This window comes from Pseudomonas sp. LBUM1670, assembly GCF_059695695.1.
Genome location: NZ_CP166783.1, coordinates 1043471 through 1069140, shown reverse-complemented (window position 1 = coordinate 1069140; position 25670 = coordinate 1043471). Strand labels below are relative to the sequence as shown.

The 25670-nt window shown below is 58.6% G+C and carries 21 protein-coding genes; 9 read left to right on the top strand and 12 right to left on the bottom strand.

Translation table 11 applies throughout. The features are described 5' to 3' along the window. Positions 1–140 precede the first annotated feature (140 nt). Entirely contained in the window at positions 141–1559 is a 1419-nt protein-coding gene (locus tag ACA073_RS04830) for an aminotransferase-like domain-containing protein (RefSeq protein ID WP_497402018.1), read from the top strand. Positions 1560–1835: 276 nt separating this feature from the next. Here ACA073_RS04830 and cyoE read toward each other — a convergent pair whose 3' ends face one another. The 12 genes from cyoE to ACA073_RS04770 all read right to left on the bottom strand — a co-directional run bounded on the left by cyoE (position 1836) and on the right by ACA073_RS04770 (position 13615). Then, on the bottom strand, positions 1836–2723 hold the full coding sequence (gene cyoE, locus ACA073_RS04825) for a heme o synthase (RefSeq protein ID WP_497402016.1): 888 nt from the start codon (positions 2721–2723) through the stop codon (positions 1836–1838). A gap of 11 nt (positions 2724–2734) precedes the next feature. Next, positions 2735–3064 (bottom strand): cytochrome o ubiquinol oxidase subunit IV, encoded by a 330-nt coding sequence (gene cyoD / locus ACA073_RS04820; RefSeq protein WP_497402014.1) that lies wholly within the window; start codon positions 3062–3064, stop codon positions 2735–2737. Beyond that, complete coding sequence (locus tag ACA073_RS04815; protein ID WP_497402012.1) at positions 3065–3691, bottom strand: cytochrome o ubiquinol oxidase subunit III; 627 nt, start codon at positions 3689–3691, stop codon at positions 3065–3067. A 3-nt stretch (positions 3692–3694) separates the two neighbouring features. Continuing rightward, positions 3695–5725 carry a cytochrome o ubiquinol oxidase subunit I gene (cyoB, locus tag ACA073_RS04810; RefSeq protein ID WP_497402010.1) on the bottom strand — a complete coding sequence of 677 codons (2031 nt, stop codon included), beginning with the start codon at positions 5723–5725 and terminating at the stop codon, positions 3695–3697. A gap of 3 nt (positions 5726–5728) precedes the next feature. Beyond that, positions 5729–6673 carry a ubiquinol oxidase subunit II gene (gene cyoA / locus ACA073_RS04805; RefSeq protein WP_497402008.1) on the bottom strand — a complete coding sequence of 315 codons (945 nt, stop codon included), beginning with the start codon at positions 6671–6673 and terminating at the stop codon, positions 5729–5731. Between the two features lie 826 nt (positions 6674–7499). Further along, positions 7500–8009, bottom strand: a complete 510-nt coding sequence (locus ACA073_RS04800; protein ID WP_461951789.1) for a disulfide bond formation protein B — start codon at positions 8007–8009, stop codon at positions 7500–7502. 249 nt (positions 8010–8258) lie between these two features. After that, positions 8259–9035, bottom strand: a complete 777-nt coding sequence (locus ACA073_RS04795) for an ABC transporter substrate-binding protein (protein ID WP_497402006.1) — start codon at positions 9033–9035, stop codon at positions 8259–8261. 307 nt (positions 9036–9342) lie between these two features. Continuing rightward, complete coding sequence (gene moaE, locus ACA073_RS04790) at positions 9343–9795, bottom strand: molybdopterin synthase catalytic subunit MoaE (protein ID WP_461951791.1); 453 nt, start codon at positions 9793–9795, stop codon at positions 9343–9345. A gap of 3 nt (positions 9796–9798) precedes the next feature. After that, complete coding sequence (moaD, locus tag ACA073_RS04785) at positions 9799–10041, bottom strand: molybdopterin converting factor subunit 1 (protein ID WP_214380762.1); 243 nt, start codon at positions 10039–10041, stop codon at positions 9799–9801. Further along, positions 10038–10511 (bottom strand): cyclic pyranopterin monophosphate synthase MoaC, encoded by a 474-nt coding sequence (gene moaC, locus ACA073_RS04780; protein WP_059406245.1) that lies wholly within the window; start codon positions 10509–10511, stop codon positions 10038–10040. Before moaC ends, moaD begins: the two co-directional genes overlap by 4 nt. Before the next feature lie 237 nt (positions 10512–10748). Continuing rightward, positions 10749–12143, bottom strand: coding sequence for a PhoH family protein (locus tag ACA073_RS04775; protein WP_497402005.1), 1395 nt, complete (start codon positions 12141–12143; stop codon positions 10749–10751). Between the two features lie 347 nt (positions 12144–12490). Next, positions 12491–13615: a polysaccharide deacetylase family protein gene (locus ACA073_RS04770; protein WP_497402003.1), complete on the bottom strand. Its 1125-nt coding sequence runs from the start codon at positions 13613–13615 to the stop codon at positions 12491–12493. Between the two features lie 253 nt (positions 13616–13868). Here ACA073_RS04770 and yaaA point away from each other — a divergent pair, with 253 nt between their 5' ends. The 8 genes from yaaA (at position 13869) to ACA073_RS04730 (ending at position 25664) form a co-directional block, all read left to right on the top strand. Further along, positions 13869–14648, top strand: a complete 780-nt coding sequence (gene yaaA / locus ACA073_RS04765; RefSeq protein ID WP_497402001.1) for a peroxide stress protein YaaA — start codon at positions 13869–13871, stop codon at positions 14646–14648. Positions 14649–15460: 812 nt separating this feature from the next. Next, positions 15461–16777, top strand: coding sequence for a nucleotide sugar dehydrogenase (locus ACA073_RS04760; RefSeq protein ID WP_497401999.1), 1317 nt, complete (start codon positions 15461–15463; stop codon positions 16775–16777). Between the two features lie 149 nt (positions 16778–16926). Beyond that, entirely contained in the window at positions 16927–18408 is a 1482-nt protein-coding gene (gene alg8 / locus ACA073_RS04755) for a mannuronan synthase (RefSeq protein ID WP_497401998.1), read from the top strand. Positions 18409–18444: 36 nt separating this feature from the next. Next, on the top strand, positions 18445–19614 hold the full coding sequence (locus ACA073_RS04750; protein WP_497401996.1) for a PilZ domain-containing protein: 1170 nt from the start codon (positions 18445–18447) through the stop codon (positions 19612–19614). 15 nt (positions 19615–19629) lie between these two features. Then, complete coding sequence (algK, locus tag ACA073_RS04745) at positions 19630–21135, top strand: alginate biosynthesis TPR repeat lipoprotein AlgK (protein ID WP_497401995.1); 1506 nt, start codon at positions 19630–19632, stop codon at positions 21133–21135. Beyond that, positions 21132–22607 carry an alginate export family protein gene (locus ACA073_RS04740; protein WP_497401993.1) on the top strand — a complete coding sequence of 492 codons (1476 nt, stop codon included), beginning with the start codon at positions 21132–21134 and terminating at the stop codon, positions 22605–22607. The genes algK and ACA073_RS04740 overlap by 4 nt, the downstream gene beginning before the upstream one ends. A 26-nt stretch (positions 22608–22633) precedes the next feature. Further along, positions 22634–24205 carry a mannuronan 5-epimerase AlgG gene (algG, locus tag ACA073_RS04735; RefSeq protein ID WP_497401992.1) on the top strand — a complete coding sequence of 524 codons (1572 nt, stop codon included), beginning with the start codon at positions 22634–22636 and terminating at the stop codon, positions 24203–24205. A 10-nt stretch (positions 24206–24215) separates the two neighbouring features. Further along, positions 24216–25664, top strand: coding sequence for an alginate O-acetyltransferase (locus tag ACA073_RS04730; RefSeq protein ID WP_497401991.1), 1449 nt, complete (start codon positions 24216–24218; stop codon positions 25662–25664). Positions 25665–25670: the final 6 nt, after the last annotated feature.

The following is a 25670-nucleotide window of genomic DNA, read 5'->3' as shown; positions in this document are numbered from 1 at the left end:
CTCTGGAACCGGCGATTGTTCAGGCGCCCAGCGCGAACAACAGGAAAGTCTGTAAGGTGATGGTAGAGAGAGTCGCTTGTTTTCATCAGAGCAAGTTCGTATAGAATCAAACGAACTTTACTGCCGGAGAGACCAGTAAAATGCAGGTTCAGCGTGCAGTGATCGCCGCCATCGAGTTCCAGCCGGGTGTACCGCTGGTCCAGCAGATCGTCGATCAATTGTCGGTGGCGATCAGCCAGGGCGGGCTGCCTCATGGCTCCCGGCTGCCACCGATTCGCGAACTCTCCGAGTTGATGAACGTGGGCAAATCCACGGTGGTGGATGCGCTGGACCGCTTGCGGGCCAAGGGCTTGGTGGTTTCACGCCAGGGTTCGGGGCATTACGTGCACCGTTCCAGCACCACGCTCAAGACCGATGCCGGCCCGGACCTGCAACCTCAAGACACACTGAGCGTGGTCCGCCGCGCGGTCCTGCAGGACAATGGCTCGCTGCGCCCCGGCGCCGGTTTTCTGCCTTCTTCGTGGCTGCCGGCGGAAGAATTGCTCAAAGCCGTGCGCGGCACCCTTCGCGCCACCTCCCTGCGCATGGGCGAATACGGCGTCGCGGCCGGCTACCTGCCGCTGCGCGAGGCGTTGCGGGTCAAACTGTCGGCCATCGGCATCGAAGTGCCGGTGGACCAGATCGTCACCACGGCCAACACCGTGCAGGCCATCGACATGCTGATGCGCCTGCTGGTCAAACCCGGCGATACGGTACTGCTCGACGATCCGTGTTACTTCACCATGCACACCAACCTGGCCTTGCATGGTGCCCGGGTCATCACCATCCCCCGTGGGGCTGATGGCATGGACCTAGAGACCTTCGAGCGATTGCTGATTGCCCATCGGCCCGTGCTCTACATGACCAACAACACCCTGCACAACCCGACCGGGCACTCGTTCTCCCCGGCGCAGGTTTACCGGTTGCTGGAGTTGAGCCACCGCTATGGTTTCCACATCGTCGAAGACGATTTGTATTGCGACTTGCAACAGCGAAACACGCCGCGCCTGGCAGCGGGCGGGCTGGACAATGTCAGTTACGTCTCCGGTTTCTCCAAGACCCTGACGGCCAATAGCCGGGTTAGCTTTGCAGTGCTTTCACCGCAACTGGCCGCCCGGATGGTCACCCTGAAAATGGCCTGCGGTGGCATGACCTCGGAACTGGCGGAGCAGATTATCTGCACGATGCTCAGCGATGGCAGCTATGCCAAACATACCCGGCGCACGGTGGATCGGCTGTATGAGTCGAGCAGTCGAGTGACCAGTTGGCTGATAGAGGCCGGTTGCTCGGTTTCATCGCTGCCGCATGAGGGGTTGTTTCTCTGGACGCGACTGCCCGAAGGGTTGCATGCCGAAACGCTAGCGAGGAATGGTCTGGATATCGACCTGGTGCTGGCACCTGGCACCTTGCTCAGCAAAGCGCCGGATGCCAGTCACTTCCTGCGTTTCAACGTGGCGCACAGCGACAACACCCAGGTGCGCGACCGGTTCTTCCGGTTGCTCGACACACAAAGTAAATAACTTCCACCGCCCCTGTGGGAGCGGCGGTGCGACGATTCGACTTGCTCGCGAAGAGGCCATATCAGCCAACAGCCATGTTGCCTGACACACCGCCTTCGCGAGCAAGCCCGCTCCCACAGGGGTTCAACGTCGAGTACAAAAGCTGCGTCAACGCTGATCCAATTGTGGGAGCGGGCTTGCTCGCGAAGGCGGCAACTCGGTCCACCAGAAAACACCCAATAAAAAACCCCGCTCCTTCTCTCAAAGGGCGGGGTTTTTCTTTACAGCATCCGACGCTTAAGGCGCGTACGTCAGCAACAGCTCGGTCGGCACTTTGAAGTCCAGGGACATCATCACGCTCAACGCGGTAATGGTGAAGATCGAGAACACGAACAGCTTGCGTGCCCAGACCGTGTCATCCACTGCCTTGTAGCCGGTCCAGGCCATGTACAGCCAGTACATGCCCATGGCCGCGGCGACGGCGAGGTAGCTCATGCCGGCGTAGCCGCTGAAGGTCAGCATCAAGGTCGCCACGAGGAAGGCCAGGATGTAGATCAGGATGTGCTTCTTCGCCACTTGAATCCCGCGCTTCACCGGCAGCACCGGAATCGATGCGGCCAGGTAATCGTTGAAGCGGAAGATCGCGATGGCGTAGGAATGCGGCATCTGCCACAGGCTGAACATCACCAGCAGCGTCAGCGCGGCCATGTCGAAGCTGTTCGTCACAGCGACGTAACCGATCACCGGCGGCATCGCGCCCGACAGACTGCCCACCAGCGTGCCGTGAACCGACTTGCGCTTGAGGTACAGGCTGTAGAAGCCGACGTAGATGACGAAACCGATCACCGCGAACAATGCAGCCAACGGGTTAGCCACCTTGTACAACAACGCAACGCCGGCGACACCCAGGACGGTCGCGAAGGCCAGGGCCAGTTTCAGGGAGACAAAGCCCTGGACCAGCGCCCGGTTCTTGGTGCGTTCCATCTTGATGTCGATGTCGCGGTCGATGCAGTTGTTGAACACGCAACCGGAAGCCACCACCAGGGACGTGCCGATCATGGCGGCCAGGAATATGGCCAGATCGACATGCCCTTTCGAGGCCAGGAAAAATCCGCCTGCCACTGAAAGCACGTTACCGAAAATGATCCCCGGTTTGGTGATTTGGATAAAGTGCTTCAAGGACATCCGGATTTACCTCAGTGCGCCATCATGTTGGTGTGGATGCTGAACATGATCCACAGCGACAGGCCGACCAGCAGGACAATCACGATCGCGGCGAATACAAACGCAATTACGTTGTTACGCTGCGCGGCCGAACGGTCCAGGTGAAGGAAGTACACCAGGTGCACCAGCACCTGGATGACTGCGAAGGCCAGTACGATCCACAGGGTCAGGGCTTTCGGCAGCGACGGGTACATCACCAGACCGAACGGGATCAGGGTCAGGATGACCGACAGGACGAAGCCAATGACGTAGGACTTGACGCTGCCGTGGTTGGCGTCGTCGTGGGAGTGTGCGTTAGCCATTTACATAGTCCCCATCAGATAAACAACGGTGAATACGCAGATCCACACCACGTCCAGGAAGTGCCAGAACAGGCTCAGGCAGCTCAGACGGGTCTTGTTGGTCGCCGTCAGGCCGTTTTTCTGCACCTGGTACATCATGATCGCCATCCAGATCAGACCGCTGGTCACGTGCAGACCGTGGGTGCCGACCAGGGTGAAGAACCCGGACAGGAAGCCGCTGCGGCTAGGGCCGAAGCCCTCGGAGATCAGCACGTGGAACTCGTTGATCTCCATGCCGATGAAGCCGGCGCCGAACAGGAAGGTCATGGCCAGCCAGCCCAGGACCTGCTTCTTGTTACCCCGGAAGAACGCCAGCATGGCGAAGCCGTAGGTGATCGAACTGAACAGCAGCAGAGCGGTTTCGCCCAGTACGTATGGCAGTTCGAAGATGTCGTGGCCCGACGGGCCACCCGCTACGTTGTTAACCAGTACCGCGTACGCCGCGAAGATCGACGCAAACAGAATGCAGTCGGTCATCAGGTAGAGCCAGAAACCGAATACGGTCATCTCGCCCGAGTCGTGGTGATGGTCATCGTGCCCATGTCCATCGACATGGGTGTGTCCAGCATTGGTCACTAAGTTCGACATGGTTTAAGCCTGTTCCAACGAGGTTTCAACACGGGTGGCGGTGGCTGGAACTTTCCCGGCCGCTACCAGACGCTTGTGCTGCTCGGCTTCGATGCGCTCGATCACGTCGACCGGCACCATATAGCCTTGATCATCACGTGCAGCGTGGATCACGAAGTACACCACGGTGCCGATCAGGCCGAATGCAGCCAACCACCAGATGTGCCAGATCATCGCGAAACCGAACACGGTCAACAGAGCACCCATGACCACACCGGTCGCGGTGTTGTTTGGCATGTGGATCGGCTCGTACTTGGCCGGAGCCTGGTACGCGGTGCCGTTTTCCTTGGCTTCGGTGAACGGGTCGATGCTTTCTGCTTTTGGCAGTACGGCAAAGTTGTAGAACGGTGGTGGCGACGAGGTCGACCATTCCAGCGTGTGTGCATTCCACGGGTCGCCGTGTTCGCACATGTTTTCCGGCTTGTTGCGGTCACGCACGCTGACGTACAGCTGAATCAACTGGCAGGCGATACCGACTGCAATCATCACCGCACCGAACAGGGCCACGTACAGGTACGGCACCCACTCAGGGTTGGTGGTGGCGTTCAGACGACGGGTCATGCCCATGAAGCCCAGTACATAGAGCGGCATGAACGCGACGAAGAAGCCGGTGATCCAGAACCAGAACGCTGCCTTGCCCCAACCTTCGTGCAGCTTGAAGCCGAACGCTTTCGGGAAGTAGAAGGCGAAGCCTGCGATGTAACCGAATACCGCGCCGCCGATGATCACGTTGTGGAAGTGCGCGATCACGAACAGGCTGTTGTGCAGAACGAAGTCAGCACCCGGAATGGCCAGCAGTACGCCGGTCATGCCGCCGATGGCGAAGGTCACCATGAAGCCCAGGGTCCAGAGAACATGGCTGGTGAAACGCAGACGGCCCTGGTAGATGGTGAACAGCCAGTTGAATAGCTTCACCCCCGTCGGGATCGAAATCAGCATCGTCGCCAGACCGAAGAAGGCGTTGACGCTGGCACCCGAACCCATGGTGAAGAAGTGGTGCAGCCAGACCATGAAGCCCAGGATCGAGATCGCGCCCGAGGCGTAGATCATCGAGTGGTGGCCGAACAGACGCTTGCCGGAGAAGGTCGAGATGACTTCGGAGAAGATCCCGAACGCCGGCAGAATCAGGATGTAAACCTCGGGGTGACCCCAGGCCCAGAACAGGTTGACGTACATCATTGGATTGCCACCAAGTTCATTGGTGAAAATGTGGAAATCCATGTAACGGTCAAGCGTCAGCAGTGCCAGGGTAGCGGTCAGGATCGGGAACGACGCCACGATCAGGACGTTGGCCCAGGTGCAGGTCCAGGTGAAGATCGGCATGTCCATCAGCTTCATGCCAGGGGTACGCATTTTCAGCACGGTGGCGAGGAAGTTGACCCCCGTCAGCGTCGTACCCAACCCGGATAGCTGTAGCGCCCAGATGTAGTAGTCCATCCCCACGCCAGGGCTGTATTGCAGACCCGACAGCGGTGGATAGGCAACCCAGCCGGTCTTGGCGAATTCGCCGACGCCCAGGGACAGGTTGATCAGCACTACGCCGGATACCAGCAGCCAGAAGCTCAGGGAGTTCAGGAACGGGTAGGCAACGTCACGCGCGCCGATCTGCAGCGGCACTGCAAGGTTCATCAGGCCGGTGAAGAATGGCATCGCCATGAAGATGATCATGATCACACCGTGAGCGGTGAAGATCTGGTCATAGTGTTCAGGTGGCAGATAGCCAGGCGAACCCTCGGTGGCCATGGCCAGCTGGGTACGCATCATGATGGCGTCGGCAAAACCGCGCAGCAGCATGACCATGGCAACGATGATGTACATCACGCCGATTTTCTTGTGGTCGACCGAAGTCAGCCACTCGGACCACAGGTAGGTCCACTTCTTGAAATAGGTGATTGCAGCGAACAGCGCCAGACCACCGAGCGCGATCATGGCGATGGTAATCATCACGATCGGTTCGTGGAACGGGACCGCTTCCCAACTTAATTTACCAAACATCGTTTACTCCTCTGCCCCGGCAGCTGAATGCGAACTCATGTCCATCCCTTCCATGTGGGCCACTTCTTTCTCTTTCTTCTCGTGGTGCATCGGCTTGCCCGGTTTCATGCCTTCGTACTTGTCGACGATGATCTGGAACAGGTTCGGCGTGACCGAGGAGTAGAGCTCGACTGGGTTGTTCTGGCTTTGCTTGGAAAGGGCTTCGTATTCAGCTTTTTCAAGCTGTTTAGGTGCCTTTTTGACTTCGCTGACCCAGGCGTCGAAATCTTCCTGAGAGGTGGCGATAGCTTTGAACTTCATGCCGGTGAAACCCGCGCCGCTGTAGTTGGCGGAGATACCGTCCATTTCAGCGTTCTGGTTGGCGATCAGGTGCAGCTTGGTCTGCATGCCCGCCATCGCGTAGATCTGGCCGCCCAGAGCAGGGATGAAGAACGAGTTCATCACGGCGTCGGAAGTGATCTTGAAGTTGATCGGGGTGTGCGCCGGGAACACGATCTTGTTGACCGTGGCAATGCCTTGTTCCGGGTAGATGAACAGCCACTTCCAGTCCAGCGCGACCACTTCGATGGTGATCGGCTTGACGTCGGATTCCAGCGGCTTGTATGGATCCAGGGCGTGGGTCGATTTGTAGGTGACGTAACCCAGAGCGATGATGATCAGCACTGGAACAGCCCACACCGCGATTTCGATCTTGGTGGAGTGCGACCATTTCGGCGTGTAGACGGCGTCAGTGTTGGACGCGCGGTATTTCCAGGCGAACAGGAACGTCATGACGATGACCGGAACCACGACCAACAGCATCAGCAGCGTTGCGGTGATGATCAGGTTTCGCTCGTCCAGGCCAACCTGGCCCTTGGGATCGAGCAAGGTCATGTTGCAGCCTGACAGCAACAACGTGCCGATCAGCGGCAATAAGCCTAGTAGCCTGGGGTACCTGTTTTTACTCATCTCACGACCTCTAAAGCAGCTTGCGCAATGCAGTTGGGTTTTGATCGCCAACACTTCACCCTGCCAAGGGTTGGCATTTTCTTGGATTGAATAAGGGCTGCCCGTCGCGCGTCAGACGCTGTTCGACAAATCCTGGGCCAGCGGTGAGTTCTTATTCGAATTCGTGGTCAAAGGCCTTGTTACAGACCAATTCCATTTGGTGCGGATAGTTGGAAGGCACCGACATCTGGGCGTCACATGAAGCCACCAGGCCTCTAGACACCCTGTTGCTGCTCATGCACCTGTGTCAGGGTGAGCAGTGTCGGGAATTCAATGCGGGCGATTGTAGATATGTAACGATTCATAAACCATGTCTCATCCCGAAATAATTTTTATCCATTCCAGCAACAATCCTTGACGCTTTTTGCAAAAGTGCGCCATGTTATCGAAATTGATTCTCAACAAAAACACCAGAAATAGTAGGTCTACCACACGCAATTCAGACAGTATCGAAGGAGCCGCCCCTTCCCTCGATCCTGCCCAAACCCCCATGCGACAAGGGCTCTGGCAATTTGCCAGGCCCTGTTAGAACTGCCTGGTCCGGGATTGCTGAACAGAAGGCGAGCGCCGTCGCAAATGACCAATTTTCTTGCGTAGTCATGCACCAATCCGACGTACTGAAATGCCTCGCGACACTCGCGCTGTGACAACATGTCGCACATGCGCCACACCTCTCGTTGCCACACATCACGATCTTTTAACCTGGGCCTGAAATGCAAAACGCCCCGGCCCTCTCAACGAAGACCGGGGCGTTTTCATGGGTCATGCAGCGTTGTGGCGAATGCCCTCAGCGCAGCGCTTTGCGGTTACGCGAAATGAGCAACGGCACCAGCACCACCACCAGTACAAAAGCGATCAATGCCCATTGCGCAAGGGACAGACCGAGGATCGGCGGGTACGGCGTGGAGCAGAAACCGTCAACCTGGAAACCCAGCGGGAAGATCTTCGCCAACGGCAGGCCGTCGACAATCGGTTGCAGCACATCGATGCCGCAGCTGACCGCCGGGTAGAACTGGGTATAGACGTGATGCCCGGCCACCCCGACGCCCGCCAGGGCGCAGATCACCACCAGGGTTTCGAACACCGTAATGCTGCGGCGGGAGCTCATCGCCGCGCCGATGAACGCGAAGATCGCGATCAGCAGCAAGGCATAGCGTTGCAGGATGCACAGCGGGCACGGCGCCTCGCCCAGCACGATTTGCATGTACAGCGCGCCACCGATCAGTGCCAGGCAGATGATGCCCAGCAACACCAGGTAGCGCCGCTCACGGCCCAACCGCATCGTTTCCTCGCTCATTGCGTTTCCCTTCTAGATATCGTTTGACCGGAAGTCTACACGCTGGCCCGGACCTTGGAGAGCCCGGGGGCGTATGGAATAGATGTCGGGGAATAAACGATAAGGCGGTTAAGAAGGGATTAACTTTCAACACTTTCCTGCATTTGAATAAGCCAAAAGCTTCGCGAGCAAGCCCGCTCCCACATTGGAATGCATTTCAACTGTGGGAGCGGCGGTGCGGCGATCCGACTTGCTCGCGAAGAGGTCCGATCAGTCGCCGTAGATATCGGACTTGAAATACTTGTCCGAAATCTTCTGGTATTCGCCACTGGCGCGAATGCCGTCGATCGCCGTGTTCAATTGGCTGACCAGCTCGGTGTTGCCCTTGCGCACCGCAATCCCGGCGCCCTCGCCCACGTATTTCGGGTCCTTGAGCTCCGGGCCGACAAAGGCGTAACCCTTGCCACGCGGCATCGCCAGGAAGTCGCTCAACGGAATGGTGTCGGCAAAAATGGCATCGAGGCGACCGGCCGCCAGGTCCATGTAGATCTCTTCGTTGTTGCCGTAGCGCTTGACGTTGACGCCCTTGGGTTCAAACACCTCGGTGGCGAAACGGTCGGTGGTGGTCGCACGTTGCACGCCGACGTTCTTGCCTTTGAGACTGGCGTACTGGTCATCGACGACGGCACCGTCCTTCATCACCAGACGCGACGAAGTGAAGTAATACTTGTGGGTGAAATCCACCGACTTCTTGCGGTCTTCGTTGATGGTCATGGACGACAGCGCCATGTCGATTTTCTTCACTTTCAGGGAAGGAATCAGACCATCAAACTCGCCTTCGACCCAGACGCACTTGACCTGCATCTGCGCGCACAGGGCATTGCCGATGTCGAAGTCGAAGCCGACGATTTCGCCTTTGTCGGTTTTGGACGCGAAGGGCGGGTAAGCCGCCTCGATGCCGATGCGCAGGGTTTTCTCGGCGGCAAACAGAGTGCTGCACGCCAACAGGCTCAGGGCCAGACCGGTGATGAGGGGGAATTTCTTCATGTTCGTTCTCTCGCGGGTTGTTGTTGGTTTGGCAAGACAGATGAAGAGCAGAAACGGGGAACGCCTTTTTTGTACTTATAATTCCATACTGGACTTTTATGTATTGGTCGTCAATTGGGGGGAATGGAGATGTGCCGGCCGGTGGTCGGGTGGTGGGGCATTAGGATTTTTGGTGTGGCTGATGGCCTCTTCGCGAGCAAGCCCGCTCCCACAGGGGGATTTTTGCAGAACACAAAATTTGTGTTCACGGAGATCTACTGTGGGAGCGGGCTTGCTCGCGAAGGCATATTTGAAAACGCCGCAGAAACTACTGCTTCCAGCGATCCGCCGCCGCATGATCACTGTCACGCCCCTCAACCCAACGCGCCCCGTCACTGGTGTTTTCTTTCTTCCAGAACGGCGCACGGGTTTTCAGGTAATCCATGACGAAGGCACAGGCGTCGAACGCTGCCTGGCGGTGAGCGCTGGCGGCACCGACGAAGACGATGGGCTCGCCCGGTTCCAGGGCGCCGATGCGATGCAGCACTTCCAGCTTGAGCAACGGCCAGCGCTGCTCGGCCTCCACGGCAATCTTGCCGAGGGCCTTTTCGGTCATGCCCGGATAGTGCTCAAGAAACATCCCCGCCACCTCGAGCCCGTCATTGAAATCGCGCACGTAGCCGACAAAACTCACCACCGCGCCGACACCGACATTGGCGGCATGCATGGCGTTGACTTCAGCGCCCGGATCGAACGCCGTGGCCTGCACACGAATCGCCATGGCTCAGCCCCCAGTCACGGTCGGAAAGAACGCCACTTCATCACCGTCGCTCACCGGTTCGTCGAGCTGGCAAAGGTCTTCGTTGCGGGCGCACATCAGGTTCTGCTCGCTCAACACATCGGCGCCGTCGCGCTTGGCCAGCAGTGCGCGAACGTCATCGACCGTGGCGAAGTCGCCTTCAACCTTCACCGAGTCGACGCCCAGTGCTTCTCTATAACGGGCGAAAAACTTCACGGTGACGTTCATGGCTGATCCGCCTGGAAATGGCCGCTCTTGCCGCCGAGCTTCTCCAGCAGGCGCACGCTTTCAATGGTCATGCCGCGATCCACGGCCTTGCACATGTCATAGATGGTCAGCGCCGCGACGCTCGCGGCGGTCAGCGCTTCCATTTCGACGCCGGTCTGCCCGGACAGCTTGCAGCGTGCAACGATGCGCACGGTGTCGTCACCTTCAGCGCTGAGCTCGACTTTGACGCCGGTGAGCATCAGCGGATGGCACAGGGGAATCAGATCGCTGGTTTTCTTCGCGGCCTGAATGCCGGCGATGCGCGCCACGGCGAATACATCACCCTTGGGATGGCCGCCGCTGACGATCATCTGCAGGGTTTCGGGCAGCATGCGCACCAGCGCCTGGGCCGTCGCCTCACGGAACGTCACGGCTTTTTCGGTGACGTCGACCATGTTGGCGCGACCTTGGGAATCGAGATGAGTCAGCACAGGGTTACTCCTGATCAAGAGCCTCGATTGTAAACCTGCGGGTCAATTTTTCGCACGCGGGATTATCGAACACCCCATATACCCTGTGGGAGCGGGCTTGCTCGCGAATACGGTGTGTCAGTCTCAATCTATGGCGACTGACACACCGTATTCGCGAGCAAGCCCGCTCCCACAGTGGATTTGTGACAGGCATAAAAAACCGGGCGGTTTTTAGGCCACCCGGTTCTTGTGAGGCAGTTACAAGTGCGATTCGGCGTATTCGGCCAGTATCGAACGTGGCACCCCTTGCAGGGTGATATGGACACCGTTCGGGAAATCCTTGAAGCGTTCAGTCAGGTAGGTCAGCCCGGAGCTGGTCGCGGACAGGTAAGGGGTGTCGATCTGCGCCAGGTTGCCCAGGCACACCACTTTGGAACCGGCGCCGGCACGGGTGATGATGGTTTTCATCTGGTGCGGCGTGAGGTTCTGGCATTCATCGATCAGGATCAGGCTCTGCTGGAAGCTGCGGCCCCGGATGTAGTTGAGGGATTTGAACTGCAACGGCACTTTGCTGAGGATGTAATCGACGCTGCCATGGGTGTTTTCGTCATCCATGTGCAAGGCTTCGAGGTTGTCGGTGATGGCGCCCAGCCAAGGCTCCATTTTTTCCGCTTCGGTGCCGGGCAGGAAACCGATTTCCTGGTCCAGGCCCTGAACGCTACGCGTCGCGATGATCCGGCGATAGCGTTTGCTGACCATGGTCTGCTCGATCGCCGCCGCCAATGCCAGGATGGTTTTACCCGAACCGGCCGCACCGGTCAGGTTGACCAGGTGAATATCCGGGTCCAGCAACGCGTACAGCGCCAGGCTCTGATAGATGTCACGCGGCTTCAGGCCCCAGGCTTCCTGGTGCAACAGGGGTTCCTGATGCAGGTCGAGAATCAGCAGCTTGTCTTCGTCGATTTCCTTGATCCAGCCGACAAAACCCTGTTCGTCGATGATGAACTCGTTGATGTGCACCGCCGGCAGATTGTCGATCATCTTCACCTGGTGCCAGGTGCGGCCATGATCCTGGCGGGTTTCGACATTCCTGACGAGGTCCCAGAAGGACCCGGCCATGTTGTGGTAGCCGTTAGGCAGCAGCGAAACGTCGTCAACCAGTTGGTCAGTGCTGTAGTCCTCGGCCGCGATTCCGCAGGCACGGGCCTTGAGGCGCATGTTGATGTCTTTGGTGACCAGCACCACGGGCAGCTTGGGTTCGCGCGCGTGCAGGTCGATCAACTGGTTGATGATGATGTTGTCGTTCAGGTGTTCGGGAAGAATGAGGTTCGGTTCGGCACGTTTGCTCATCAGAATTGACAGCAAACCCTTTGGCCCACTTTTGCCACGCTGGATCGGTACACCCAGTTCAACGTCTTCAGGGCTGGCATCGCCCAGGGTCTTGTCGATCAGGCGAATCGCCTGACGGCATTCCGCAGCCACGCTGTGATGCCCGCTCTTGAGCTTGTCCAGCTCCTCAAGCACGGTCATCGGGATCGCGACGTGGTGTTCTTCGAAGTTAAGCAGGGCGTTTGGATCGTGAATCAATACGTTGGTATCGAGTACATATAGGATTGGCTGGTTGGAGGAAGAACTACGTCCGTGATCATCCATACTCGGTCACCTTTGTGGGAGCCATTCGACGCAATACCTTGGCGGTGCTGCGCCTCGAAGTGACTACCGAGTTCACCCCGCAGTTGAAACCGCGTGACTCAAGTGAACTGCATCCAGCTGGGTCTTGGGAGACGCCACCTGTGTTGCAGGTTTCGGCGGTCTGTCTTCGTAATACTCCAAAACCCGTGACAGAAAAAAGTACTTTGACGCTTTTTTGAAGTTTATTTTTCAGAGTGACCAATAACACTTGGCGGATTGCCATCACCCCGTTAAAGTCGGAAGTCCGCCTGCACCGAAATCTGTTGCAAATTCGCCCCTTCCCCAATGTTTACGGGCTTTCGCCGTTTTCAGCGAAACGCGTCCTGACAATCTTCCCAACCGATCCCGCTGGGTGCCGTCTGCGTGACAAGCCAGGGCATCGCCGTTTTCACGCCATCCTGTTTAATGTTGAAGTTGATCACCCCGTGCCGCCACAACAGCATCAGGGTCAACACACGCTGCGCGCTCTGGTTGGCCTTGAGCTTGCCGGCGCCGTCCTGGGCATCGATGTCCCACAGCCCCACCTGCAAGCCCTGGGACCTGAAGAAGCCTTCCGCGTCCGAACGGCGCTGGCCATCGGGCGGACGGAACAGCGGCACGTAGTTCTCCGGCAATTTGCTTTTGACCAATTCGGCGCTGCGCCGCACCGAATCCTGCCAGTCCTGCCAGTGGCTGTGGGAACGGAACTCCCAGCCTTGCACGCCAATGCACTGCGCCGAGTAAGTCGCCTGCAGACTCGCCACCGAACGCTCGCTCAGACGCGCCTGAATATCCTTGCCGAGGACGAAGAACGTGCCTGTCATGTTCGCTTTGCGCAGGTACTCGGTGACCCACGCCGTGTTGTCCGGCGCGGCATTGGCGGCGCTGTCGAAGGTCAACAGGAACAGTCGGTCATGCATCTGCTCGCCGTTGCGCTCGTAGTCGCCAAAACGATCGACTTCGCTGCTGGTTTGCGGAAACAGCGCAGCCTTGCGCAACTGCTCGTCGAGGTACTGCGCATGGAACAGCCGGCTCGGTTCGGCCCACTTGATGTAGTAGCTGTCGTCGCTGACCTGAAACTTGGCGGCTTGCTGGCGCAGGGTGTCCATGTCTTCGACCAGGAAACAGAAAGAGGCATCCTGATCACAGCTTTGCTGCGCGAAGCTGTAGTTGGTCAACAGGCGCTGCCACAGGCGCTGGCGCAGGTGGTTGACCGAGTCCAGATTGATCGTGCGCAGGCCCAGGCGCTGGGCCAGGCTCGCCTCGTCCAGCGATTCGCTCGCCTGCAGCACGCGAGCGAACATCAGAATCTCTGCGCGCGAGGCGACATCGAACAGCGTCGGGTTGCTAAGTGGCTCAGGCCAGGTGCTGCGATCGAGCGTCGCCACATCGCCCGGCGCCGCCATGGCACCGAAACTCAACAGCCAGGCCGAAAAAAGAAAAACGATACGCAATGGGATGTCTCCATAAAAACCCGCGCGGCACTATAGCTGATCCCGCACTAGCGCCACGATCTCCTGTGGGAGCGGGCTTGCTCGCGAATGCGGTGTGCGAGTCAGCATCTTAGGGACTGATACACCGCTTTCGCGAGCAAGCCCGCTCCCACAGGTTATGTGTATGGCCACCGATCATCACCTATGGACGTGATAGCTGGAGTCAACAAGGACAACCCCCTAGAATCGCCCCACGATTAAAGGAGACGACTTCATGCTGATGGTGATTTCCCCCGCCAAGACCCTCGATTACGAAACACCGCCGGCGACCCAGCGCTTCACCCAGCCGCAGTACCTTGACCATTCCCAGGAGCTGATCCTGCAGTTGCGCGACCTGACGCCGGCGCAGATCAGTGAGCTGATGCACGTCTCCGACAAGATCGGCGGGCTCAACGCCGCGCGTTTCGGTAGCTGGACCCCGGCGTTCACACCCGAAAACGCTAAACAGGCACTGCTGGCGTTCAAGGGCGACGTTTATACCGGCCTCAACGCACAAACCTTCAGCGAAGCCGATTTCGATTACGCCCAACAGCATCTGCGCATGTTGTCCGGCCTTTATGGCTTGCTGCGTCCACTGGACCTGATGCAGCCGTATCGACTGGAAATGGGCACCAGATTGCCCAACGCCCGGGGCAAGGACTTGTATGCCTTCTGGGGCACGCGGATCAGCGAATGGTTGAACGAAGCCCTGGCCGATCAAGGTGATGACGTGCTGCTGAACCTGGCGTCCAACGAGTATTTCTCGGCGGTCAAACGCACGGCCTTGAATGCCCGCATCATCAATACCGAGTTCAAGGACCTGAAAAACGGCCAGTACAAGATCATCAGTTTCTACGCAAAAAAAGCCCGGGGCATGATGAGCCGCTTCGTCATCGAAGAACGCATCAACGACCCGGCAGCCCTCAAGCAGTTCGACGTCCAGGGCTATCGATACAGCGCCGAGCAGTCTAAACCGGACAATCTGGTGTTTCTTCGCGATCACGCCCCCGAGTAACGCACCGGATCGGCGCACGACAGCAAAAAACACGTCGTGCGCCACGCCTGATCGTCCAACAATTTCCCGCCCGGATCGCCAATCTCTTGGCGCCAAAAACCAAACAGTCATTTTTCTAACGTTAGTTTCACTCGACTTCGATCATTTTTTTCAGTAGTGGCACTGAAATTTTTTATCGGTAGTGGCAAAAAACTATCTTGCTTGTTTATCGCCCCGTGTAACAAGGGTGAGACGGCAAGTGCCATCAATTTGAAAGCAGTGCCATCTTTCTCAATATTTCAAGAAATTTCAGAATTCGCGATGGGTGGACTGGAACTATGTCCAAATGCGTAGCTCATACCACCGGTAGCGATTATCTCTGAACATGTACGAGATAACTTACGCAAAGAAGAGATTCACGTAGCGAAGTTGTCACATTAACTTCGGCTAGATAATCCCTGATTTGGGCAACACATGAAGGACAGGAGATAAGGCATCACTACTATCCCCTACACGGCCAAGGCTGCGCCCCTATAAACGTGCTCGCCTGAGCACCCAACCGCTTGATCTACGGGCCTCTGGCCTGGCATTGAGCGCGCAAGACCTTTGCACGAAGGACCTCTTACCAGAGGACTCGGCTGCATAACAGGGCACATCATAATAACAAGGCCTAGTTGCGCACATCTTGAGTGTACTTATTTGGACACTCGGAACTTAGTATGCCTGCACACGGCATTGCGGCGCCTGTCGCCAAAACTTCCGAGTGCACTATGACCGCTGAACACCATTAACTCCGGCCATGTAATGGCTTGATAAATACAGAGGTAAATGCGATGCGCATCAGCATATTTGGTTTGGGTTACGTCGGTGCAGTATGTGCCGGTTGCCTGTCTGCACGGGGCCATGACGTCGTTGGCGTCGATGTCGCCAAAGACAAGATCGATATGATCAACGCCGGTAAATCACCGATCGTTGAACCGGGTCTGGGCGAACTGCTGGCCAAGGGTATTGAAACCGGCCGTCTGCGCGGTACGACCAACTTCGCCGAGGCGATTCGTGACACCGACGTGTCGATGATCTGCGTCGGCACGCCGAGCAAGAAGAATGGCGACCTGGAACTGAACTACATCGAAGCGGTATGCCGCGAGATCGGTTTTGTCCTGCGTGACAAGACCACCCGCCACACCATCGTAGTCCGCAGCACCGTTCTGCCGGGCACGGTCGCAAACGTTGTCATCCCGATTCTCGAAGATTGCTCCGGCAAGAAAGCCGGCGTTGATTTCGGTGTGGCGGTGAACCCTGAGTTCCTGCGTGAAAGCACCGCGATCGCCGACTACGATCTGCCACCGATGACCGTCATCGGCGAGTTCGACAAGGCGTCCGGCGACGTTCTGCAATCGCTGTACGAAGAGCTCGACGCGCCGATCATCCGCAAGGACATCGCCGTTGCCGAGATGATCAAGTACACCTGCAACGTGTGGCACGCCACCAAGGTGACCTTCGCCAACGAGATCGGCAACATCGCCAAGGCGTGCGGCGTCGATGGTCGTGAAGTGATGGAAGTCGTCTGCCAGGACAAGACCCTCAACCTGTCCCAGTACTACATGCGCCCAGGCTTCGCCTTCGGCGGCTCCTGCCTGCCGAAAGACGTGCGTGCCCTGACCTACCGCGCCGGTTCGCTGGACGTCGAAGCACCGCTGCTGAACTCGTTGATGCGCAGTAACGAATCCCAGGTGCAGAACGCCTTCGACATCGTTTCCAGCCATGACAAACGCAAAGTCGCCCTGCTGGGTCTGAGCTTCAAGGCCGGGACCGATGACTTGCGCGAAAGCCCACTGGTTGATCTGGCAGAAATGCTGATCGGCAAAGGCTACGACCTGAGCATCTACGACGCCAACGTCGAATACGCCCGCGTTCACGGTGCGAACAAGGATTACATCGAGTCGAAGATCCCTCACGTCTCGTCCTTGCTCAATTCCGACTTCGACGACGTGATCAACAACTCCGACGTGATCATCCTCGGCAACCGTGACGAGAAATTCCGCGCTCTGGCGCAGAACGCTCCGCACGGCAAGCAAGTGATCGACCTGGTCGGCTTCATGTCTCAAGCCACCAGCGTCAGTGGCCGGACTGAAGGCATCTGCTGGTAACACAGCCTCTGTAGGAGCCAGGCTTGCCGGCGAACCAAGCGCCCCGGTGTGTCAGGCAGGCAGCCTTCGCGGGCAAGCCTCGCTCCTACAGTTTCTACGCCTGCCTTAACCCATTCGGGCCTCGCCCGAGATCGAGACGGATGCAGATTATGCACAGGCTAAAGCACGGCCTACTTCAGGCCGCCGGTTGGCTGTTTTACTTAAGTATTTTGATGGGCATCGCCATGGCGCTGCCTGTGTCCACATTCGACTCCGAGTCGAAGGACTTCATTTTTCTGATCGGTATCGTCGGTATCTGGCGTTACTCGATGGGTGCCACGCACTTTCTGCGCGGCATGCTGTTTCTGTACGTGGTCTACCCGCACCTGCGGCGCAAAGTGCGCAAGCTGGGTAAAGCGGCAGACCCGTCCCATGTGTTTTTGATGGTCACCAGTTTTCGTATCGACGCGCTGACCACTGCCCAGGTCTACGCCTCGGTGATTCGCGAAGCGATCGACTGCGGCCTGCCGACCACCATGGTCTGCTCGATCGTCGAAATGTCCGATGAGAAGCTGGTGAAAAGCCTTTGGGCCAAGATGAATCCACCGGAGCGGGTCAAGCTCGACTTCGTGCGCATTCCCGGCACCGGCAAGCGTGATGGCCTGGCCTACGGTTTCCGCGCCATCTCCCGCCACCTGCCGGACGACCGTGCAGTGGTTGCCGTGATCGATGGCGACACCGTGCTCGCTGAAGGCGTCGTGCTCAAGACCGTGCCGTGGTTCCAGCTGTTCGGCAATGTCGGCGGCCTGACCACCAACGAATTCTGCGAAGTGCGCGGCGGCTACATCATGAGCGAGTGGCACAAACTGCGCTTCGCCCAGCGCCACATCAACATGTGCTCGATGGCTTTGTCCAAACGCGTACTGACCATGACCGGCCGGATGTCGGTGTTCCGCGCGACCGTGGTCACCGACCCGGACTTCATCGCCGACGTGGAAAGCGACTCGCTGCAACACTGGCGCCTGGGCCGCTTCAAGTTCCTGACCGGTGACGACAAGTCGAGCTGGTTCAGCCTGATGCGCCTGGGCTACGACACGTTCTACGTGCCGGACGCCGCGATCCACACCGTGGAACACCCGCCGGAAAAAAGCTTCATCAAGGCCAGCCGCAAACTGATGTTCCGCTGGTACGGCAACAACCTGCGCCAGAACTCCCGCGCCCTGGGCCTGGGGATGAAACGCCTCGGGCTGTTCACGTCTGTGGTGCTGTTCGATCAGCGCGTGTCGATGTGGACGTCCTTGCTGGGCCTGACGGTCGCGATCATCGCGTCCTTCAAGTACGGCACCGCGTTCATCCTGGTTTATCTGCTGTGGATCGGCCTCACCCGTCTGATCCTGACCCTGCTGTTGTCCTGCTCCGGTCACCGGATCGGCCCGGCCTACCCGGCGATTCTCTATTACAACCAGATCGTCGGTGCGCTGGTGAAGATCTACGTGTTCTTCCGCCTCGACCAACAGTCCTGGACTCGCCAGGACACCAAACTGACCCGTGATCTCGCCAGCTTTCAACGTTGGTTCAACACTTGGTCGTCTCGGACCATGACCTTCTCCGCCGGCAGCATTTTTGTCGCCGTGCTGCTGATGATGGTCTGACCGCCCCCTTATTGAATTAACCAGGAAATCGCCCCTATGAATACCTCCGTCAACGCCAACGTAGTGCATGAATCCGAAGCCCAGCGCCAACACGCCCGAGTGAAAATTCCGGCCAAGCTGCGCTTCTTCGGTCCGGACCGGACCCCGATGGAAGCTCGAGTGATCGACCTCTCCGCTGGCGGCCTGGCCTTCAACGCCGGTCAACTGCCACTGAAGATCGGCGACGTGTACAAGGCTCGCCTGCAGTTCGTCATCGATAACCTCGGCCTGGCCATGGACGTGGAACTGCAAGTGCGCTCCGTCGACCGCCAGACCGGTCGTGCCGGTTGCCAGTTCCAGAACCTGGAACCACAAGACATCTCGACCCTGCGCCATCTGATCACCTCTCACCTGGCCGGCGACATCGTCAGCATGGGTGAAGTGCTGGCGACCCTGCAGCGCGACAACTTCACCAAGGCGCGCAAGGTCAAGGATGGCGGCCACGGCATGACCGCGTTCGGTCGCCTGCGTGCAGTGACCTTCAGCCTGGCGATTTTCATCGTCGGTCTGGCGGCGTTCGGTTTCATTTTCAAATCGGTGTACGGCATGTACTTCGTCAGCCACGCGCAGGCCGGTCTGGTCAGCGTGCCGGGCATGAGCATCACCATGCCGCGTGACGGCACCGTGCAAAGCCTGATCAAGGCTGACGGTATTGCTGCCAAAGGCGCACCGCTGGCGACTTTCAGCACCAGCATGCTCGACGTGCTCAAGGGCCATCTTGACGAAGATCAACTGCAACCGGCCAAGGTTGAAGAACTGTTCGGCAAGCAAATGACCGGCACCCTGACCTCGCCGTGCGATTGCACCGTGGCCCAGCAACTGGTCGCCGACGGTCAGTACGCCAGCAAGGGCGACGTGATCTTCCAACTGGTGCCGCGCAACAGCGAAGCCAACGTCGAAGCGCGCTTCTCCTATCGCCAGTTCGGCGACGTGCGTCCAGGCACCAACGTCAGCTTCCAGATTGCCGGCGAAGACAAAACCCGCACCGGCAAGATCGTCAGCAGCACCAGCCTGAAAAGCGCCGACCTGTCGTCCGACATTCGCGTGCTGATCCAGCCTGACGAGCCACTGGACAGCAAATTCTCCGGCCGCCCGGTTGAAGTAAACAGCGACCGTGGCCCGAACCTGAACTGGCTGATCGATAAAGCCATGGCTTCCGGTCTTTAAATCGAGGACATGCCTGTGACCATTATCAGTCTCTTGAAAACACCGCAAACCCTGTGGGAGCGGGCTTGCTCGCGAAGGGAACAACGCGGTCTGCCTGATGTACCGCAGAGCCTTCTTCGCGAGCAAGCCCGCTCCCACATGGGTTACGCGTTCTGTTCGCTGGCTTTGGCCGTGAGCCTGGCCGGTTGCGCCGGCCTGCCCGACCAGCGTCTGGCCAATGAAGCCCTCAAGCGCGGCGACACCACGCTGGCGCAGCAGAACTACAAGCAACTGGCCGACCTGGGCTACAGCGAGGCTCAAGTAGGTCTCGCCGATATCCAGGTCGACAGCCGCGACCCGGCGCAAGTCAAGCAGGCCGAGGCGACTTACCGCGCCGCGGCCGACGTCTCGCCGCGAGCTCAGGCTCGTCTGGGTCGCCTGCTGGTGGCCAAACCCGGCGCCACCGAAGCGGAACACCACGAAGCCGAAGGCCTGTTGAAAAAAGCCTCGGCCAATGGCGAAGGCAACACGCTGATCCCGCTGGCGATGCTGTACCTGCAATACCCCCACAGTTTCCCGAACGTCAACGCGCAACAGCAGATCAGCCAATGGCGTGCCGAAGGCAAACCGGAAGCGGGCCTGGCCCAAGTGCTGCTGTATCGCACCCAGGGCACTTACGACCAGCACCTGGCCGAAGTCGAAACCATCTGCAAAGCCGCGTTGAACACCACCGACATCTGCTACGTCGAACTGGCCACGGTTTACCAGAAACAAGGCAAACCGGAACAACAGGCCGAGCTGATCAAGCAGATGCAAGCGGCGCATACCCGCGGCACCGTTTCCGCTCAGCGCGTTGACAGCGTTGCCCGCGTATTGGGCGATGCGACCCTGGGCAAGACCGACGAAAAAACCGCTCAGTCGCTGCTCGAAGACATCGCCCCCGCCTACCCCGCTTCCTGGGTCAGCCTGGCGCAATTGCTCTATGACTTCCCGGAACTCGGCGACGTCGACAAGATGATGAAGTACCTGGACAACGGCCGCGCCGCTGACCAGCCGCGCGCCGAACTGTTGCTCGGCAAGCTCTACTACGATGGCAAATGGGTGCCGGCCGACGCGAAAGTCGCCGAAGAACATTTCCAGAAAGCCGTCGGCAAAGAAGTCGCTGCCGATTACTACCTCGGCCAGATTTACCGCCGTGGTTACCTGGGCAAAGTCTATTCGCAGAAAGCACTGGATCACTTGCTGACCGCTGCGCGCAACGGCCAGAACAGCGCCGACTTCGCCATCGCCCAGCTGTTTTCCCAAGGCAAGGGCACCAAGCCAAATCCGCTTAACGCTTACGTGTTCAGCCAGTTGGCCAAGGCCCAGAACACCCCGCAAGCCACCGAGCTTGCGCAGACACTCGAAGCCCAACTGCCGCCTGCCCAGCTCGCCGAGGCCCAACGCCTGTTGAAACAAGAACAGGCCGTTCGGGGTGCCTTGAGCCAGAACACGCTGGAACTGCATGCCCTGCAAGAAGAAGACGGCGAGGAATCCCTATGAAGTTGAATCCATTCGTCCAGGCCGGTATTGGCCTGACCTGCGCGCTGATCTGGTCTTGCCCAACCCTGGCGGCAGAGACCGAAACCAAGAATTTCGGTCTGGACGTGAAAGTCACCGGCCAGTCCGAAGACGACCGTGACCTCGGCACCGCCAGTGGCGGCGACGTCAACGGCGTCGGCCTCGACTTGCGTCCATGGGTCTATGGCGAAAGCGGCGCGTGGAGCGCCTACGCCATGGGTCAAGCTGTAACGTCGACCGACATCATCGAAACCGACACCTTGCAGCAGTCCGACAGCGACGGCACCCAGACCACCGACAACGGTGATCGCAAGACCAAGAAAAACTACCTGGCCATGCGCGAATTCTGGGTCGGCTACAGCGGCTTCACGCCCTATCCGGGCGAGCAGTTGAAGCTCGGTCGCCAACGCCTGCGCAACGACGACGGCCAATGGCGCGACACCAACATCGAAGCCCTGAACTGGACCTTCGACACCACCCTGTTGCGCGCCAACGTCGGTGTCGCTGAACGCTTCAGCGAATACCGCACCGACCTGAAAGAACTGGCACCGAAGGACAAGGATCGCCTGCACGTCTACGGCGATGTGGCCTATCAGTGGACACCCGGCAACTGGGCCGGCATTCGCGGTCATCACACCCACGATGACGGCAAGCTCGACTACCCGGAACCGGGCGTGGCCGGCGACTCACTGGACAAGAAACAGAACGGCGACATCAGTTGGCTCGGCCTCACCGCCGACAGCGATGCGTACAACTATCGCAACACCAACACCGTCAATTACTGGGGCAGCGTCACCGGCATGAGCGGCGACACCGACACGGTGAATGAGCTGGAAGCCGACGGCACCCGCCCGACCGACGCCAAGCGCGGTGAAGACCTCAACGGCTGGGCCACCGATATCGGTGTGCGCCTGCGCCTCGATCCGCAGTGGCAAGTCGGTGCGGCCTATGCCCGCGCCAGTGCCGACTACGAACAGAACGGCCTGGAAAGCAACCGCTCGAACTACACCGGTACGCGCTCGCGGGTGCACCGTTTCGGCGAAGCGTTCCGTGGCGAAATGAACAACATGCAGTCCGCGACATTGTTCGGTTCGTGGATGCTCAACGACGAATACGACGCCAGTGTGATCTACCACAAGTTCTGGCGCGTCGACAGCAACAAGTCGGTCGCCAGTAACGGCATCAACGCCGTCGATAACGATACCGATGGCAGTGGCGCGAGCACCTCGTTACCGCTCAAAGAGGGTAGCAACGACCTCGGTCAGGAAATGGACCTTGTCGTCACCAAGTACTTCAAGCAAGGCCTGTTGCCTGCTGCGTTGAGCCAGTCGATCGACGAACCGTCGGCCCTCGTGCGCTTGCGTGGCGGTGTGTTCAAGCCGGGCGATGCCTATGGCAAAGAAGTTGATTCGTACATGCACCGCGCGTTTGTCGACGTGATCTGGCGCTTCTGATGCGAACCGCTAAGGGAGTTCCTGACATGAACAGTCCGAAGAGAGGCTCACTGACCTTGCTGGCCGGCGCGATGCTGCTGGCCAGCTCGGCCGCCTTTGCCAATGTGGAGCCGGTCAAGCCGGTGACCACGGCCAAGGAATTGCAGCAGGCCAAGACCTACACCGTCAGCAGCGCACCCACCGCGCCGCTGGAGCTGAAAAAACCAACACTGCCGGACACCTCCGGCTACACCGCCGAAGCCATCGCCGCGAAAATCGTGCGCACCAAGGCCGGCAAGATCAGCGTGCGCCGGATGATGCAGGAAAACGCGCTGAAGGACTTCATCGGCGGTGACAACAAGATGGCCGAATGGGTGGTGCGTCAGCACGGCATCCCGCAGGCGATCTTCATCGACGACGGCTACATGAACCTCAAGGACCTGGCGAAGAAGCTGCCCAAGCAGTACTTCAGCGAGACCTCGCCGGGCGTGTTCCTGGCGAAATTGCCGATTGTGGTCGGTGAGAAAGGCATCCTCGAAATCGACAAGCAGACCCAGGAATTGCGCCTGTCCCAAGAGGCCGGTTCGTTCCTGGTCAACGACGGTCAGCTGTTTGTGCGTGATACCAAAATCACCGGCTGGCGCGAGAAGGACAACGGCCCGGCGACGTTCAACTCGCCGAAGGAATTCCGTCCGTTCCTGCTGTCCTGGGGCGGCACCGAGACCTACATCGCCAACAGCAAGATCGCCAGTTTCGGCTACGCCAACAGTAAGTCGTACGGTGTGAGTATTTCCCAGTACACGCCGAACATGGCCAAGGTGCTCAAGCGTCCTGAACCGAGCGGCTGGATCGTCGGCTCCGAGTTCTCGGACATGTGGTACGGCTTCTACTGCTACGAAACCCGCGACTTCGTGGTCAAGGGCAACACCTACAAAGACAACATCGTCTACGGCATCGACCCGCATGACCGCTCGCACGGTCTGATCATCGCCGACAACACCGTTCACGGGACCAAGAAGAAGCACGGGATCATTATTTCCCGTGAGGTCAACGACAGCTTCATCTTCAACAACCGCAGCTACGACAACAAGTTGTCGGGCATGGTGATCGACCGTAACAGCGTGAACAACCTGATCGCCTACAACGAGATCTACAAGAACCACACCGACGGCATCACGCTTTACGAGAGTGCCGACAACCTGCTGTACGCCAACAAGGTGATCAGCAACCGTCGCCACGGCATTCGTATTCGTAACAGCGTGAACATCCGCCTCTACGAAAACCTGTCCTTGGCCAACGGCCTGACCGGCGTCTACGGCCACATCAAGGACCTGAGCGACACCGACCGCGACATCAAGCTCGACCCGTTCGACGCCCAGGTGTCGCTGATCATCGTTGGCGGTGAATTGGCCAGCAACGGCAGCGGACCGCTGTCCATCGACTCGCCGCTGAGCGTCGAGCTGTATCGCGTGTCCATGCTCGCCCCGACCAAATCCAGCGGCATCAGCTTCAACGGGATTCTCGGCGAGCGTCAGGATGAAATTCTCGACCTGCTGGTGCGCCAGCAGAAAGCCGTGCTGATCGACCCTGTCGAACGCCAGACCGAAATGCGGGACTGAGGATAATTTTATGCACCCACACTTGATCAAATTACTCAGCCTGTCGGCCCTGACCGCCGGCATTCTCGCGGCCAGCGCGGGCGCTCGTGCAGACGAAGCCCAGGCACCGAAATTCAGCGCAGAGCCGTGCTGCAACCTGTGCCCCGAAGCCCACGACGCGAAGAACTACACCACGCGTTATCAGCAGAACTTCACCACGCTGGTGCAGGCTCAGGGCGAGTGGCTGTTCCGTACGCAGGAAGACTTGCGCACCGAATTCGACACCACGCCCGCCGGCTACAAACGCATGAAAGAATTGCACGATGCGTTCAAGAGCAAAGGCGTGGAGCTCGTTGTTGTTTATCAACCCACTCGTGGCCTGGTGAACCGCAACAAACTCAATCCGGAAGAGAAGGCCAAGTTCGATTTCGACAAGGCGCTGAAGAACTACAAGACCATGCTCGGGCGCTTCGCCGCCATGGGTTACGTGGTGCCGGACCTGTCGCCGCTGACCAACGAATCGCTGCCCGACACCCTGCCCGCCCACGACTTCTACTTCCGCGGCGACCAGCACTGGACACCATATGGCGCCCAGCGCACGGCGAAAATCGTCGGCGAGAAAATCAAGCAACTGCCTGAGTTTGCCGGCATTCCGAAGCGCGAATTCGAGAGCCACAAGTCGGGTCGCATGGGCAAGACCGGAACGTTACACAATATGGCCGGTCAACTCTGTGGCACCAGCTATGCGATCCAGTACATGGATCAGTTCACCACCGAGCCAAAAGGCGAAGCGGCGGATGGCGATCTGTTCAGTGACTCCGGCAATCCGGAGATCACCCTGGTCGGCACCAGCCACAGTGGCAAGAACTACAACTTCGCCGGTTTCCTCGAAGAGGCCATCGGCGCCGACATCCTCAACGTGGCGTTCCCCGGCGGTGGCCTGGAAGGTTCGATGCTGCAGTACCTGGGCAGCGAAGAGTTCCAGACCAAGCCGCCGAAGATTCTGATCTGGGAATTCTCGCCGCTCTACCGCCTCGACCAGGAAACCATCTACCGCCAGATGATGGCGTTGCTGGACAACGGTTGTGAAGGAAAGGATGCACAGATGAGCGGCAGTGCCACGTTGAAACCGGGCAAGAACGAATTGATGGTCAACAGCAAGAACCTGAACCTGCAAAACAGCAGTCACCAGGTCGACATCCGTTTCGCCGATCCATCGGTGAAAACCCTGCAAGCCACCCTCTGGTACATGAACGGTCGCCACGAGGACATCAAAATCGATAAACCGGAAACCTCCGATACCGACGGGCGTTTCGCCTTTGAGTTGCGCACGGACGAAGACTGGGCCTCGCAGAATCTGCTGGCCGTCGAAGTCCAGGGCCCTGAAGCAGGTTCCGCGCCACAGAAAGTCGAAGCGAAAATCTGCAAACGCAACGTATTCCCGGGCGCTGGGCTGAACACTGCTCAAGCCGGGCAATGAGGCAAT